We start from the raw sequence: 15,165 nt of genomic DNA, 5'->3' as shown, positions 1-15,165 counted from the left end.
TGCTGTTTTATGATCTGGCATTGCAGGTGTTGATTTAAACTTCCCTTTTCCTGATAAACTCCAAAGTAAGCGGCTTACCAGGTGTAAAGCTCACTAAATCAATGAAGTTAATCGTATCATCTTCTTGAATTAAATCATAATCTGCTTCATTAGCAAATGTTAAACCTAACATTCCTTGTTTTTTTAGATTGGTTTCGTGGATACGAGCAAACGATTTAACCAAAACCGCTTTTACGCCTAAAAATCGTGGTTCCATCGCAGCATGTTCTCTAGAAGAACCTTCGCCATAATTATGGTCACCTACCACTACAGAAGGAATGCCTGCCGCTTTGTATGCTCTTGCCACAGCAGGAACAGCATCATAAGCACCACTTAATTGATTTTTAACTTTATTGGTTGCTTGATTAAATGCATTTACGGCACCAATCAACATATTATTTGAAATATTATCTAAATGACCTCTAAATCGCAACCATGGACCCGCCATAGAAATATGGTCGGTTGTACATTTTCCAAATGCTTTGATAAGCAATTTGGCACCTGTAATATTTTTGCCATCCCAAGGTTCAAACGGAGCTAATAATTGTAATCGATCTGAGGTTGGAGAAACGACAACATTTACGCCGCTTCCGTCTGCTGCAGGAGCTTGAAAACCAGCATCTTCTACGTCAAATCCTAGCTTAGGTAATTCATCACCATACGGTGTTTTTAACATAACCTCTTCTCCATTATCATTAATTAACGCATCGGTTATAGGATTGAAATCTAATCTTCCAGAAATTGCTAAAGCAGCAACCATTTCTGGCGAAGTTACAAAAGCATGCGTATTTGGATTACCATCGGCACGTTTTGAGAAATTTCTATTAAAAGAGTGAACAATTGTATTTTTTTCTTGCTTATCTGCCCCTTCTCTATCCCATTGACCAATACAAGGTCCACAAGCATTAGTAAAAACTTTTGTACCCATTTTTTCGAAATCGGCAATAATTCCGTCTCTTTCAATGGTGAATCTAATTTGTTCTGAACCAGGGTTAATTCCGAATTCTGCTTTGGGTGTAATGCCGTGCTCTACAGCTTGTCTTACGATAGACGCCGCTCTAGACATATCTTCATAAGAGGAGTTGGTACAAGAACCAATTAATCCCCATTCCACTTTGATAGGCCAATCATTAGCAGCCGCTACTTCTTTCATTTTAGATACTGGAGTTCCTCTATCTGGCGTAAAAGGTCCGTTGATATGTGGTTCTAATTCAGATAGATTAATTTCAATCACTTGATCAAAATAAGCTACTGGGTTAGCATATACTTCTTGATCAGCCGTTAAATAAGCAGCTACTTTATCAGCCGCATTAACTACATCTTGACGACCTGTGGCGGTTAAATATCTTCGCATGGAATCATCATAACCAAAGGTTGAAGTGGTTGCTCCAATTTCGGCACCCATATTACAAATAGTTCCTTTACCGGTACAAGACATAGAAAGGGCACCTTCACCAAAATATTCAACAATGGCACCAGTTCCTCCTTTTACAGTAAGGATATCGGCAACTTTTAAAATAACATCTTTAGGAGCTGTCCAACCAGATAATTTACCGGTTAACTTCACGCCAATTAATTTTGGGAATTTAAGTTCCCAAGACATTCCTGACATGACATCCACTGCATCAGCACCTCCTACACCAATAGCTAACATTCCTAAACCACCTGCATTGACTGTATGCGAATCGGTTCCAATCATCATTCCACCAGGAAACGCATAGTTTTCTAAAACAATTTGGTGAATAATTCCAGAGCCTGGCTTCCAAAAACCAATCCCATATTTATCCGAAACAGAAGAAAGGAAATCAAACACTTCTTTCGATTGCGAATTAGCCAAAGCTAAATCTGACTTCGCACCGTTTTTTGCCAAAATTAAGTGGTCACAATGAACCGTTGTAGGAACAGCAACTGTTTTTTTGTTAGCATGCATAAATTGCAATAAAGCCATTTGTGCTGTTGCATCTTGACAAGCAACTCTATCTGGAGCAAAATCAACATAATCTTTTCCTCTAGTAAAAGCTTGTGTTGGTTGTCCTTCCCAAAGGTGAGAATATAAAATCTTTTCCGATAAAGTAAGCGGTCTACCAACTAGTTCACGAGCTTTATCAACCCGCTCGGCCATAGTAGCGTACACTTTTTCAATCATTTGAATATCAAAAGCCATGGTATATAATATTTTTTTTGTTAGTGATACAAATTTACGAAAACAGAAGAACAATAGGAAATTAATAACGAACTATCTCTTTTAGATTTGATTTTTTGCAGAAAAGTCATTTTTTAATCGTTATTTTCATTAAAAACCAAAAAAGCGAATCAAAAATATAAATATGTCAATTAAAAAACAATTAATTATTTATCTCGTAAATCCGTCATGGGTTTTTCATAAAAACGATATAAAAGAGAACTAAAAAAGAAAGTGAGCACTAAATAAATAACCGTATAACCATGAAGGCTGTTAATGGCCATTCCTTCTGTTGGGAAATAATACTTCAATAATTGCAAAATAATACCGTAATGAAGCAAATAAATAGAATAAGAAATAAGGCTAATCCAAACAATTATTTTTTGAATAAACGGCCATTTTATACTTTTCCACTCCGATAAAAAGGGTAAAAACAAAGCAAATGAAAAAGAGGTTAAAGGCAAGTACCAAACATTCCAAAAAAATGGAAAAACCTCATAAGTAAGCTGAAAATAACCAATTCCTGCAAATAGGAAACCAACTAAACACGACCCAATAATTGCCAACATAATTTTACTTTTTTTCCAAATATTTTGATATGTAAGCGAAAACCAACTAAATAATACACCCATAAATATAGCATCTAATCGAAAAACCACGACCGATTTAATCGCCAAATTCCATTGCTCAATAGATGCAGGCGGATAAAAATAAGCCTTTACGATTTTAGTTGCTATAAAAAAGAGAATAAAACCGAGTATCACCCACAACAAAAAACGAACTTTATCAAAAGGCTTTACCACCACCGTTTTAATATACAAAGCAAGAGGCAACAACAAATAGGCAAATTCTTCAATTGACAAACTCCATGATTCTGTAAAAAAAGGAAGCATCGGCGAAGCAAAATTTTGCATAAAAATAAAATACCGCCAAAGGTCTTGAATCGGATAACCTATCCAAAAAGCAATGCCGATATTGATTAAAAGGACAAGGTAATAATTGGGTAAAGTTCTAAACCACCGTCTTTTTAAAAAGTGAAAGACATGCGTCAACTTAAAATCATCTTGCAAAAACAGCTGGTAAACTATTCTTCCTATTAAAAAACCACTCAACACAAAAAACAGTTCAACACCCCAATAACCGAACAAATGACCTACTTGAGTAATTAAATTAGTATTGGGCGGATAAATCCATAAACTATGTGAACTGAGCACCATCAAAATAGCAATCGCTCGCATAAGGTCTAATCCGAAAATTCTGTTTTTAGTATGCTGCATCAATTATTAAATAAAAATAGGTATTTTTGAATAAAAATAGTGAATTTGTTTAAATCAAAAGCGTTAAAATACAGTTTCCTTTTTCTTTTTATCGCCAGTCTGGGAAGTGCCATTTGGTATGCCCAGTTATCAAACCGCCATAAAGCCATTGTAAAAACAACTTTTTTGCATCAAACAGGATTGTTGGACAACAAATGGGATATTGAACAGGGCGTAAAAGAATATAAGATGTTATCACCCACGTTTTTGGTAGATAACATCTATAAATCGATGGAAGGACCAAAAGCCTCCAATCCGGTCATGCTTTCAAAAGATTCTACTGTTGTGTGGATTACGGGTTTTAAAGTTTCCGTCGAAGAGGCAACAACGGGCAAAAAGATGTCAAATGATTTTATTTGTCATTTAAATGTCGATATGAATGATGTAAAATACTATTCCTATTTTGGCTTAGAAAACCGAATCGGAAAGCAATATCCTCGATTAACTTCGCTTTCGCATGGCATGGAATCATTTAAGTTTCCGGAAGGTTTTGGCATTCCAATGAAAGGAAACGATTTATTATTTGTTACCACACAAACGCTCAATCATAATATAAAAGAGGCCAATTTTAAAGTCAAACACCGCGTGAGCATTGATTACCAAAAGGGAAATGCTTTAAAACCGCTAATGAGCAAAACCGCTTTTATTATGTTGCCATATGATCAATACGACCCTTATAAAAGTCCGATAGATCCAGGAGCTGATTTTTGTATTCCAGTCGAAACAAAAAACCATAGTTATGACGATGGAAAAGGAAATAAACTATCTGGTCATTGGGTCGTTCCAGTCGGAAAGAATACTTATCGGAGCAGTATCAATCACCAATTAGCACTCAAAGACAGTTTGCGATTGCAAGCCGCAGCCATTCACGTACATCCGTTTGCCACGCAAATTATGTTGTATAACAAAACACTTGACAAGCCTGTTTTTATCAGCAAAATAACAAATCACACCAAGAATATTGGTCTTTCTAAAATTGAAAGTTTCACTTCAACAGCAGGTGTTTGGTTGTATGCCAATCAAGAATATGAGATAATCTTAGAGGTAAACAACACATCTACAGAAAACCAAGACATGATGGGAAGCATGTTTTTGTTTTTCTATGATGGAGAAATGGATAGAATTTTAAAGGATAAAAAATTAATTTCAACAACGGTTAAATAAGCTTTGCTATAATAGCTTCAATGCTTAATCCTTCGGCATCTGCTTTATAGTTTTTCACAACACGGTGACGTAAAATCCCTTCGGCAACGGCTTTGACATCTTCAATATCGGGAGAAAATTTTCCATGAAAAGCAGCATGAGCTTTGGCTGCTAAAATTAAATTTTGCGAGGCTCTTGGTCCCGCTCCCCAATCAATATAGTTTTTAATAAAGTCGGAAGCTAAAGCACTATCTGGTCGCGTTTTAGTCACTAAGGAAACCGCGTATTCAATCACGTTATCTGCCACGGGAATACGACGGATTAAGTGTTGAAAATCGATAATTTCCTGAGCGGTAAACAGCGGATTTATAGTTGGCTTGTCGTCAGAAGTAGTACTTTTTACTACTTGAACCTCTTCTTCAAACGAGGGATAATCTAATTTTATGGAAAACATAAAACGGTCTAATTGAGCTTCTGGCAACGGATAGGTTCCCTCTTGTTCAATCGGATTTTGTGTTGCCAACACAAAGTAAGGCAAACTTAATTTATAGTTATGTCCTGCAATGGTCACTGCTCGTTCTTGCATTGCTTCAAGCAAAGCAGCTTGTGTTTTTGGTGGCGTACGGTTAATTTCATCGGCCAAAATAATATTTGAAAAAATAGGGCCTTTGATAAATTTAAACGTTCTATTCTCATCTAAAATTTCACTTCCTAATATATCAGACGGCATTAAATCGGGTGTAAATTGAATGCGTTTAAAGTCCAATCCTAAGGCTTGAGCAATGGTGTTAACCAATAACGTTTTTGCTAAACCGGGCACACCAACAAGTAAGGAATGTCCTCCAGAAAAAATACTCAATAAGACTTGGTCGACCACTAAGTCTTGACCAACAATAATTTTAGCAATTTCCTTTTTTAAAACAATTCGTTTTTGAACTAGATTTTCTATCGCAGTAACATCAGACATGAGGTTGTAAATTAAAAATTAGGAATTGGTTTTTACTTTTTTAACCAATTATTTGAAAAATCACAATTGCGATATTCGCCATTAATTCGGATATAGCTTTCTTGAATTTTCTCATTGGACCATTTTCCGATAGCATCAAATTGTTTTTCTTTTAAGGCCAACTCTTTGATTTTTACATAATCTACCGCATAATCAGCCACATGAGAATCAATTCGATTAGTAACCATAAATAACTTATACTTTTTCATCCCCTTTTGATCTTCATCTAAAACGGCTTGTGAAACTTGATTAGGGGTTAAATTAGATACTTGCGTATATAATCCCGGATCCATTTTTGTCAATTCAAAACGGGTATCTAATGTTTTTGGATTTAAAATAACCCCACCATTGTTTCGGGTTTCTTTTTCATCAGACATACTTCGAGCCGCTTCGGCAAAGGTTAATTCGCCTGCTACAATTCGGCTTCTAATCAGTTCTATTTTTTCTTTTGCTTCACGCAAATCTTCATCAGTTATTTTGGGTGTCATCAAAATATGGCGTAATTCTACTTCTTGTCCTTTAATTTTTTCTACTAATATAATATGGTATCCAAAATCGGTTTCAAAAGGCATCGAAATTTCACCTTCATTTAAACTAAAAGCCACGTCTTTAAACTCCTTAACAAAGGGAGTCTTCCGATTCATTTTATAAAATCCTCCTTGAGAACGTGACCCTGGATCTTGTGAGTACAACACAGCTCGAGTACTAAAACTTGAACCATTTTCGAGCACATCTTTTCGGATTGCTAATAGTTTATCAATTACTTTTTGTTTTTCTTCTTGGCTCACTTTCGGATCAATGACAATTTGTGACAATTCTAGTTCAGCTCCAAAAATAGGCAATTCATCGGTAGGAATTTTTTTGAAAAAGGTGCGTACTTCTTCCGGCGTGATTTCAACATTTTCTACCACTTTATTTCGCATGTCGGTCGCTAATTTGTTTTGCTTTAACACATCAAAAAAGAAAGAACGAAATTCCTCTTCACTTTTTTTGTTATAAAACTTAAGCAACTTATCCATAGAACCAATTTGCTCCATCATGTAGGTCATCCGCTCTTCCATCATATTGCTAATTTCTGCATCTTTAACCACAATGGTGCTATCTTGTAATGCTTGATGTGCATAAAGTTTGTCTTCCATTAATTTTCCTAAAAGTTGACATCGCGTAATGCCTTCAATAGAAACACCTTGACTAGACAACTCGATATATTCCATATCAATATCCGAATCTAAGATAATATAATCACCGATGGTTGCAATAACACCATCTACTTTTTTACGTTTAAAAACGGGCTTTACAGAATCCTTTTTTACTGGGGCTTCTTCTTGAATGACTTCTTGAGCTCCCACAGAAAAAGCAAACAGGCTAAAGATGGTGATAATAAGATTCTTCTTATTGATAAATTTCATAGTACTTGTTTTTGATGGCATCATCGGTTATTTCCTTCTCAAATTTGTGAATTAATTCTAATTTTCTTTGGCTAATGATTAGTTCTTTGAGCGTAACTTTTACATACTCATAAGGACTAATTTGATTTTTATCGATTACGTTTGTCACTTTAACCAAATAAACATTCAGTGAATCGGGTTGCTGAATAGTTTTACCAGGTAAGATGTAAGTGTCGCGATTATCTGGATTTATAAACGGTAATTTTCGATATACCTGATTCATGTCTACCCAAACAGAATCGTTCAAGGCAGAACTTTTAAACTGTAATTGATAAGTTTCCCAAAAATTTTTATCCTTTAGTTTAGAATCGAAAAAATTACTTTTTATCAATTCAAATTTAGGATGATCTTTTGGCAACTGAATATAACGCAAACGAACTAAAACTCCATTTGTTTTAAAATTCTCTTTGTTTTCTTTGTAATAATTCTGAATATCTAATTCTGTCACCGTCGTATCTACTTCGCGTTTAACGATTTCTTCAATATACGCTTTAGTGTATAAATCGATGCGGTATTGCTGAATTAGCTTATCAAATTCTTCTAGTTTTACGGCTTCAATATTTCGTTCAGCAGCATTAATTAAAATCTTTTGGGTTGCCCAACGATTAATAAAATTTCGCACAATTCCGATACTGTCTTCTTTACTTGTTCCCTCCGGAATTAAATCGACAATATCATTTTGGTATAAAAAACTCTCCCCTACTCGAGCAATAGCTTCTGGTTCTGCTTCGGTTTTAAAATAAGAACACGAGGCAAAAACAGGAACTAAGACCAAAAGCAAAAGGAGCTTATTCATTAGTGTTGCAGTTGTTTTTTTACGTTAGTAAAAACCTCTTGATTTACGCTAACATTGAATTCTTGTTTCAAATTACCTACCCAATTTTCTTCTAAATATTGTTGATAGTCATTAACCACTCTTCCTTTGCTTTCTGCTAAGGTTTTCGGGCCAGCTGCTTTCACATCATTTACTTGCACCACATAATAATAATTGTCTTCTTTAACCACATTTTGCAAGCCTTTTTTGTAGGTTACCGTTTTAGGCAATACCGTATTGTCTTCTTCAAAAACACCCGAAGTGGTCATAATATTCACCAAATCAGTGGTGTTTAATTCCTTTTTAATTTCTTCAATGGTTTTTCCTTTTTTCAATAGCTTATGAGCTTTTTTAGCCATGTCTTCTTTGGTGGACGAAAGAATCAAAACATCCACTCTTTTTTTCCATTGGTATTTATTCAGGTTTTGAACATAAAAAGCTTCTAATCCTAAAGTATCCGTTTTCGACTTTTCCCAAATTTCTTTTTCCATCAAGTCAAACAACAATAAACCATCGCGGTATTCATCCATCACAGCCGCAAATTCAGGAAATTCATTTTCTAAATCATCGTTGTAAAATTGGTTTAACTCCGCATCGACAAAATTTTGATAATAAAAATCAACTAATTTGGCAAGGGGTTTAATTTGAGATGGATTTTTTTGTTGTGAACTCAAATAGTTTAAAAACTTTTCACCACTCACTGTTTGGGTTGCAAAAGTGATAAATGTTGGAGTGAAGTCGTTCATGTTTTTAGGCAATTCCCAAGTAGAGTCATAAAAATTAGGCGTAATCGCTTTCTTTAATTTGGCATACATGGCTTCGTTTCTTTTCACGGGAAATTTAACTCGTAATTTCTCATTCAAAGATTCTGTAATTTTTCGAGAACGCTCATCGCGACTAATTTTTGTTTCCATGTCTGACTTAGCTTCTTCAAAGGTTTTAACAGGATGCTTTTCTACCAACATCATGATATGCCATCCAAATTGCGTTTGAAAAGGCTTTGAAACATCTTTTGGATTTTGAAGAGCAAAAGCAGTACTTTCAAATTCTTCTGAACTCAACTGTCCTGAGCCAAATCGATTTAAAACGCCCCCTTTAGCGGCCGATGATTTGTCTTGTGAAAATTGTTTAGCCAACGCTTCAAACGATTCTCCTTGTTGTATTTTATTATAAATTTCAAAAATAGTTGTTTTGTTTTTCTCCATTTCTTCCGGATTGTCATCGGTTGGATTCATCAACATAATATGAGCAACAGTTACTTCACCACGATTATCACGAATGTCATTTACCTGAATAATATGGTAACCAAATCGGGTTCGAATAGGTTGTGAAACTTGTCCTTTTGGTGTAGTAAACGCAGCCGTTTCAAAAGGATAAACCATTCGAAAGGCAGAAAAATAACCCAAATCACCTCTGTTTTCTTTAGCACTCGGGTCTTTGGAATATTGCATGGCTAACTGCCCAAAATCTTCTCCATTTAAAACGCGATTTCGCAATTCTACAATGTTTTTAAAGACAGCCAATGTATCTTCTGGTTTGGCATTTTCCTCTAAAGTTAATAAAATATGCGAAGCCCGCACTTCTTTTAAAGAACGATTATAGCCTTCTTCAATTAATTCGTTGGTCACCTCAGAATCTGAAAGATAATTTTTGGCTAATTGGGTTCGATACGATTTTAATTCGTTTTGATACTGCGGATTATTTTGCAAACCTAACGCATTGGCTTTGCTAACTTTCAACTTGTAACCGATAAATAATTCTAAGTATTGGTCTAAATCTTTTTGCGATTCATCTTTTACTAAATCAAGATTCTTGTTATAAACCCGAACAAATTCATCTGTATAATACGGTTTTTCATCAATCGTAAAAAGAACTTGCTTAGGCGTTTGTGCGTAAAGAGATGCTGATAGTAAAAAAGCAAATCCAAAACAAAATTGTTTAATTGTCATTTTTAAATGAATTTAATTAAATGATAGTTAATTTGAAACACAAATCAATATTTTTATGCAACCCACAAAATTAACAATTCATACACATTAAACAAGAATAGCTTCTACTATTAACAAAAATTTATTAACGGAAAATGTTTATACTTTTTTGGATAAGAAATGCTATTTTTGCACTCCTTTAAAAAGTGTTATGAATTTTATAGAAGAAATCAAACGAAGAAGAACTTTTGGTATTATTTCGCATCCCGATGCGGGTAAAACCACGTTGACCGAAAAATTGCTCCTTTTTGGTGGAGCTATTCAAGAAGCAGGTGCCGTAAAAAATAATAAAATCAAAAAAGGAGCTACCTCCGATTTTATGGAAATTGAGCGTCAAAGAGGAATTTCAGTAGCCACTTCTGTTTTAGCGTTCAATTATAAAGATATAAAAATCAATATCTTAGACACACCAGGACACAAAGATTTTGCAGAAGACACGTTTAGAACACTAACCGCAGTAGACAGTGTAATTGTAGTGATTGACGTGGCAAAAGGAGTGGAAGAACAAACTGAAAAATTAGTAGAAGTGTGTCGGATGCGGAATATTCCGATGATAGTATTCATCAATAAATTAGACCGAGAAGGAAAAGATGCGTTTGATTTGATGGATGAAGTAGAGCAAAAATTAAAATTACGAGTAACGCCTTTGAGTTTTCCTATCGGAATGGGGTATGATTTTCAAGGGATTTATAATCTTTGGGAAAAAAATATCAATCTTTTTAGTGGCGATAGTCGAAAAAATATTGAAGACACCATCGCTTTTTCCGATTTGAATAATCCCGAATTAGAAAAAATTGTGGGAACTAAAGCAGCCAATCAGCTGCGAGAAGAACTTGAATTAATTGACGAAGTTTACCCAGCTTTTGATCGGCAAGCTTATTTAAATAGTGAATTGCAACCCGTTTTTTTTGGTTCGGCTTTAAATAATTTTGGAGTACGCGAACTCTTAGATTGTTTTGTAGAAATCGCTCCATCACCAAAACCAAAAGATTCCGATACCCGAACAGTAGAACCAACCGAAACAAAAATGGCTGGTTTTGTTTTCAAAATTCATGCTAACATGGATCCGAAACACCGTGACCGATTGGCATTTATAAAAATTGTTTCCGGCACGTTTGAACGAAATAAACCGTACATGCATGTGCGACTGAACAAAAGTTTAAAATTCTCAAGTCCGAATGCTTTTTTTGCAGAGAAAAAGGAAATTGTAGACATTTCTTATCCAGGTGACATTGTGGGCTTGCACGATACAGGTAATTTCAAAATTGGTGACACCTTAACAGAAGGCGAAATCATGAATTTTAAAGGAGTGCCAAGTTTTTCACCAGAGCATTTCCGTTATATAAACAATGCCGACCCGATGAAAGCAAAACAACTTGACAAAGGCGTTGATCAGTTGATGGACGAAGGCGTTGCTCAATTGTTTACACTCGAAATGAACAATCGTAAAATCATAGGCACTGTGGGAGCACTTCAATATGAGGTAATACAATACCGACTAGAACATGAGTATGGAGCAAAATGTATATATGAAAATTTTCCAGCTCACAAAGCCTGTTGGGTTAAACCCGATGACATTAAAAATGCAGAATTTGCAGAATTTAGACGAATCAAGCAAAAATTCTTAGCACATGACAAATTTGGTCAACTAGTCTTTTTAGCAGATTCTGAATTTACAATTCAAATGACGCAAAGTAAATTCCCTTCTGTAAAGCTATTTTTTACGTCTGAATTTGAATAAATAATTGAGAGATAACACTATTTTTTTTTAATAAATGTTAAAAAATAAAAAAATAATCTTTCATTTATAAAAAGGATTGTTATCTTTGCCATTCATTCAATTTTGAAATATGAAAAGTTTATATAAATTTTACATTCTAGTTATCGTTTTGTTTTCTGATTTTATGTTGTTTGCCCAACCAGGTGACGATGATGGCTCAGGCGGATTAGAAGGCGACGATACTCCAGCAGCTCCAATTAACGGAAAGCTTATTTGGCTAGGAATTTTGGGCTTACTATTTGCTTTTTATTATTTTTCCAAAAAAAGACAAAACGCTTAATATATTAAACAACCCCGATAAGGGGTTTTTTTTATACCTAATCCTTATATAAAATAGTTTGTTTTTCTTCAAAAAAAAAAATCCACCACTACATGAATTAATCCCCAATGATTTTGTGGATATTCATTCACATCTCATTCCGGGAATTGATGATGGCTCAAAAAGTGTGGCTGATTCATTACAGATGATGGAAGGACTACATGAAATTGGTTTTTCACAATTTATTACAACTCCGCACATTTTTCAAACAGTTTGGAATAATACGCCCGAAATAATAAAGCGGGAAGAAGAAAACCTACAAAAAGTGCTACAAACAGAAGAACAGAATTTCCCACTAAAAGCAGCAGCAGAATACATGCTTGACATTTCAATTTCCACTCGATTAGAAAATGAAAAATTACTAACCCTAAAAGATAATATGGTTTTAGTAGAAATGTCCTACCTCAATCCGCCTATTCAATTATTTGATTTGTTGTATGAAATCCAAATTGCAGGATATATTCCTGTCTTAGCACATCCCGAACGCTATTTATATTACCATGCTCGTTTAGACCTATATGAAAAATTGAAAAATGCAGGTTGCTATTTTCAATTGAATCTATTGTCTACCGTTGGCTATTATGGTTTAGGAGTGGCTAAAGCGGCAGAAATCTTATTGAAAAAAGGATTAATAGATTTTGTAGGGTCAGATGTACATCACATCAAACACATCGAAGCTTTTAAACGGGAAATTACTATAAAAGAAATAGCCCCTTTAAAAGAGGCCATTCAACAAAATCAATTATTCCGATTTCTTTCGTAATATTTTTTTGTACCACGGTAATACGGGTTCAACATCCGCTCCGTAGCCATAGCCGTAACCGTAGCCATAGCCATAACCGTAGCCATAGCCATAACCATACGTTTTCAAAGGATCTGTTCCATTAAGCACCATCGCCATATTAGGCAATTTACCTTCTTTTTGTAGTGATTTTGGCACCATTAATGATTGTTTTCTCAAATAATTGGCTCGCACTACATAAACAAATACATCTGCAAATTTACTAACCAATAACGTATCGGTTACTAAACTAACAGGTGCGGTATCAACTACAATATAATCATATTGGGTTTTTAACTCTTCAAAAAGAGTCTTTAATTTAGTGCTATTTAAAAGTTCCGCGGGATTAGGTGGAATGACTCCTGAAGGCATTACCCAAAAATCCTTATGCTTCTCTTGCTTGTAAATAATATCTTCAATACTTAATTTATCATTAGACAAATAATTACTCAAACCAACATTAGATTTAATGGTAATGTATTCTGCAATTTTTGGATGACGTAAATCCATCCCAATCAACAATACTTTTTTGCCATATAAAGATAACGTACTTGCAATATTTACGGCTACAAATGTTTTTCCTTCTTTAGGAATAGTAGAGGTAATAAAAATAGTTTTGGCTTTTCCTTGTTCGGTAGATGCCAACATAAACTCTAAATTGGTGAGCAAAATACGAAATGATTCGGCTGTACTTGTTCTGCTTTCAGAAGTCATAATTTCGTCACTTGAATCAGACAAAGGAATATCACCTAAGAATGGTAACTTTAATTGCTTTTCAAGATCATGACGAGAATGAATTTTGGTGTCCAATAATTGAATTAAATAAATAATAGAAAAAGGAATCATTAACCCAAGAACAAATGCTATCAGATAAATATTTTGTTTATTTGGCGAAACTACTCCTATTGAATAAGCAGTGTCAATTACTTTTGCTTTAGGTGAAGTTACTGCCATGGTAATCGCTGTTTCTTCTTGTTTTTGTCGCAAATAAAGATAAAGTGCTTCTTTAATATTTTGTTGTCTTTCGATGTTTCGATATTTTCTATCTAAGGTTGGAACTTGAGAAACTTTACTGTTAAACTTAGACTCTTCCTGAATTAATTGCTTTTTTGCGATGACTAAAGAACTTTGAACATTTTTTAAACTCTGCTGAATAGTAGCCCGTAGTGCTCCAATTTGTTGGTTATAATTCAACACATTTGGATGATTCGCCGAAGTGCTTTTTAACAAGCGATTTCGTTCTAAAACCAACGTATTGTATTGCATTATCATTGCGTTTGAAGAATTTTCAGACGGTATAATATTTTCAGGGATAGTTTGTTCGTTCGTAGAATTTTTAATAGAATTGAGCATAAAATCAACTACAAGCAGTTCTTTTCCATTATTAGCTAAGGCTTTTTCATATTCTGATGATGTAGTAAGGTTAATTTCTGCATCACTAATCAAATTAGTTAGCTTATTTTCCTTTTTAAATCGTTCTGCACTTCGTTCTACGGTATCTAATTCACCTGTAATTATACTTAAACGTTCGTCAATAAAATCTTGGGTGTTTTTGGCAACTAAGTTTTTGTCATTTAAAGCATCTTCATTAAACATCACAACTAAACTATTCAAATAATCCATTCCTTTTGAAGGCAAAGGGTCGATTACAGAAAGTTGAATAATACTTGTTTTCTCACCAACTGGAGCAACAGTCAATTTATTTTTATAGGAAATAGCAGAAGACAAAATTGGTGTAATTTTAATAATTATATTACCCGAATTAAAATTAACTTTCGTTCGGTTAATTACCATATTTCCTAGGGAAGTAGGAATTTTTTCTCCAAATTTATATTCAACCGGTTTGGCAGATTCTGAAGATTGAAATTCAAATAAATCTTCTTGTATATATTTAAAATAATAAAGTGCGTTTTTAGTTAAGATTGCGTTTTCATCTTCAAAAACAACCTCAATCGGCGACTCATCATACAATTCAGGAGTTAAGATACGTCCTTCGGCAAAATAAGAAATATTAAACTTTAAGTCCTTTACAGAACTCTGAGACAAGCTCCTCGAACGAAACATCTCTATTTCATTTTCCAAATTGCTTTTCTTTATTCCTAAAATTCCTAAATCGCTAAAAGCATCTAATTCTGTGGCGTTTCCTTTTTTATCATCTTTAATTAAAATCGTGGTCGTTAATCCATATTGTGGCATTTGATACCGTAGATAAATATAAGCGATAGAAAGAGCGATTAAAGCACTTAACACAAACCATTTCCAATTTCGGATATAACGAAATATCTGTTCTGTAATGTTTATTTTGGTGTCAACCTCTTCAGTGGTTGTATTGACAAAGGAATTTTGCAT

Annotated in this window: 10 protein-coding genes and 1 pseudogene; 4 read left to right on the top strand and 7 right to left on the bottom strand. The window is 34.3% G+C overall.

The features are described from left to right. Positions 1-52 precede the first annotated feature (52 nt). Positions 53-2,203, bottom strand: a pseudogene (locus tag PHR76_RS06270) (aconitate hydratase); the annotation flags it as partial. Between the two features lie 185 nt (positions 2,204-2,388). Further along, the gene (locus tag PHR76_RS06265; protein ID WP_300059678.1) at positions 2,389-3,498 is read right to left on the bottom strand and encodes an acyltransferase; all 1,110 of its coding nucleotides are present in this window, start codon (positions 3,496-3,498) and stop codon (positions 2,389-2,391) included. A gap of 45 nt (positions 3,499-3,543) precedes the next feature. Here PHR76_RS06265 and PHR76_RS06260 point away from each other — a divergent pair, with 45 nt between their 5' ends. Continuing rightward, on the top strand, positions 3,544-4,701 hold the full coding sequence (locus PHR76_RS06260) for a hypothetical protein (RefSeq protein ID WP_300059675.1): 1,158 nt from the start codon (positions 3,544-3,546) through the stop codon (positions 4,699-4,701). Here the strand turns inward: PHR76_RS06260 and PHR76_RS06255 are convergent. The 4 genes from PHR76_RS06255 to PHR76_RS06240 are packed head-to-tail and all read right to left on the bottom strand — an operon-like array spanning position 4,694 to position 9,897. Beyond that, on the bottom strand, positions 4,694-5,647 hold the full coding sequence (locus tag PHR76_RS06255) for a MoxR family ATPase (protein WP_300059673.1): 954 nt from the start codon (positions 5,645-5,647) through the stop codon (positions 4,694-4,696). The two genes, PHR76_RS06260 and PHR76_RS06255, sit on opposite strands and share 8 nt — an antisense overlap. A gap of 32 nt (positions 5,648-5,679) precedes the next feature. Further along, positions 5,680-7,095 (bottom strand): peptidylprolyl isomerase, encoded by a 1,416-nt coding sequence (locus tag PHR76_RS06250; protein ID WP_300059670.1) that lies wholly within the window; start codon positions 7,093-7,095, stop codon positions 5,680-5,682. Then, positions 7,079-7,930, bottom strand: coding sequence for a hypothetical protein (locus PHR76_RS06245; protein WP_300059667.1), 852 nt, complete (start codon positions 7,928-7,930; stop codon positions 7,079-7,081). Before PHR76_RS06245 ends, PHR76_RS06250 begins: the two co-directional genes overlap by 17 nt. Continuing rightward, positions 7,930-9,897 carry a peptidylprolyl isomerase gene (locus PHR76_RS06240; protein WP_300059664.1) on the bottom strand — a complete coding sequence of 656 codons (1,968 nt, stop codon included), beginning with the start codon at positions 9,895-9,897 and terminating at the stop codon, positions 7,930-7,932. The genes PHR76_RS06245 and PHR76_RS06240 overlap by 1 nt, the downstream gene beginning before the upstream one ends. 190 nt (positions 9,898-10,087) lie before the next feature. Here PHR76_RS06240 and PHR76_RS06235 point away from each other — a divergent pair, with 190 nt between their 5' ends. The 3 genes from PHR76_RS06235 (at position 10,088) to PHR76_RS06225 (ending at position 12,798) form a co-directional block, all read left to right on the top strand. Beyond that, a complete protein-coding gene (locus tag PHR76_RS06235; RefSeq protein ID WP_300059661.1) occupies positions 10,088-11,677 on the top strand; it encodes a peptide chain release factor 3 in 1,590 nt (529 codons plus the stop codon). Between the two features lie 109 nt (positions 11,678-11,786). After that, on the top strand, positions 11,787-11,996 hold the full coding sequence (locus PHR76_RS06230) for an LPXTG cell wall anchor domain-containing protein (protein WP_300059658.1): 210 nt from the start codon (positions 11,787-11,789) through the stop codon (positions 11,994-11,996). Positions 11,997-12,054: 58 nt separating this feature from the next. Beyond that, positions 12,055-12,798, top strand: coding sequence for a CpsB/CapC family capsule biosynthesis tyrosine phosphatase (locus PHR76_RS06225; RefSeq protein ID WP_300059656.1), 744 nt, complete (start codon positions 12,055-12,057; stop codon positions 12,796-12,798). Here PHR76_RS06225 and PHR76_RS06220 read toward each other — a convergent pair. Continuing rightward, the gene (locus tag PHR76_RS06220; RefSeq protein ID WP_300059653.1) at positions 12,778-15,165 is read right to left on the bottom strand and encodes a polysaccharide biosynthesis tyrosine autokinase; all 2,388 of its coding nucleotides are present in this window, start codon (positions 15,163-15,165) and stop codon (positions 12,778-12,780) included. The genes PHR76_RS06225 and PHR76_RS06220 overlap by 21 nt on opposite strands.

It is taken from the genome of Flavobacterium sp., assembly GCF_028689845.1.
Classification (GTDB): Bacteria; Bacteroidota; Bacteroidia; order Flavobacteriales; family Flavobacteriaceae; genus Flavobacterium.
This window is presented reverse-complemented; position numbering and strand designations above follow the sequence as displayed.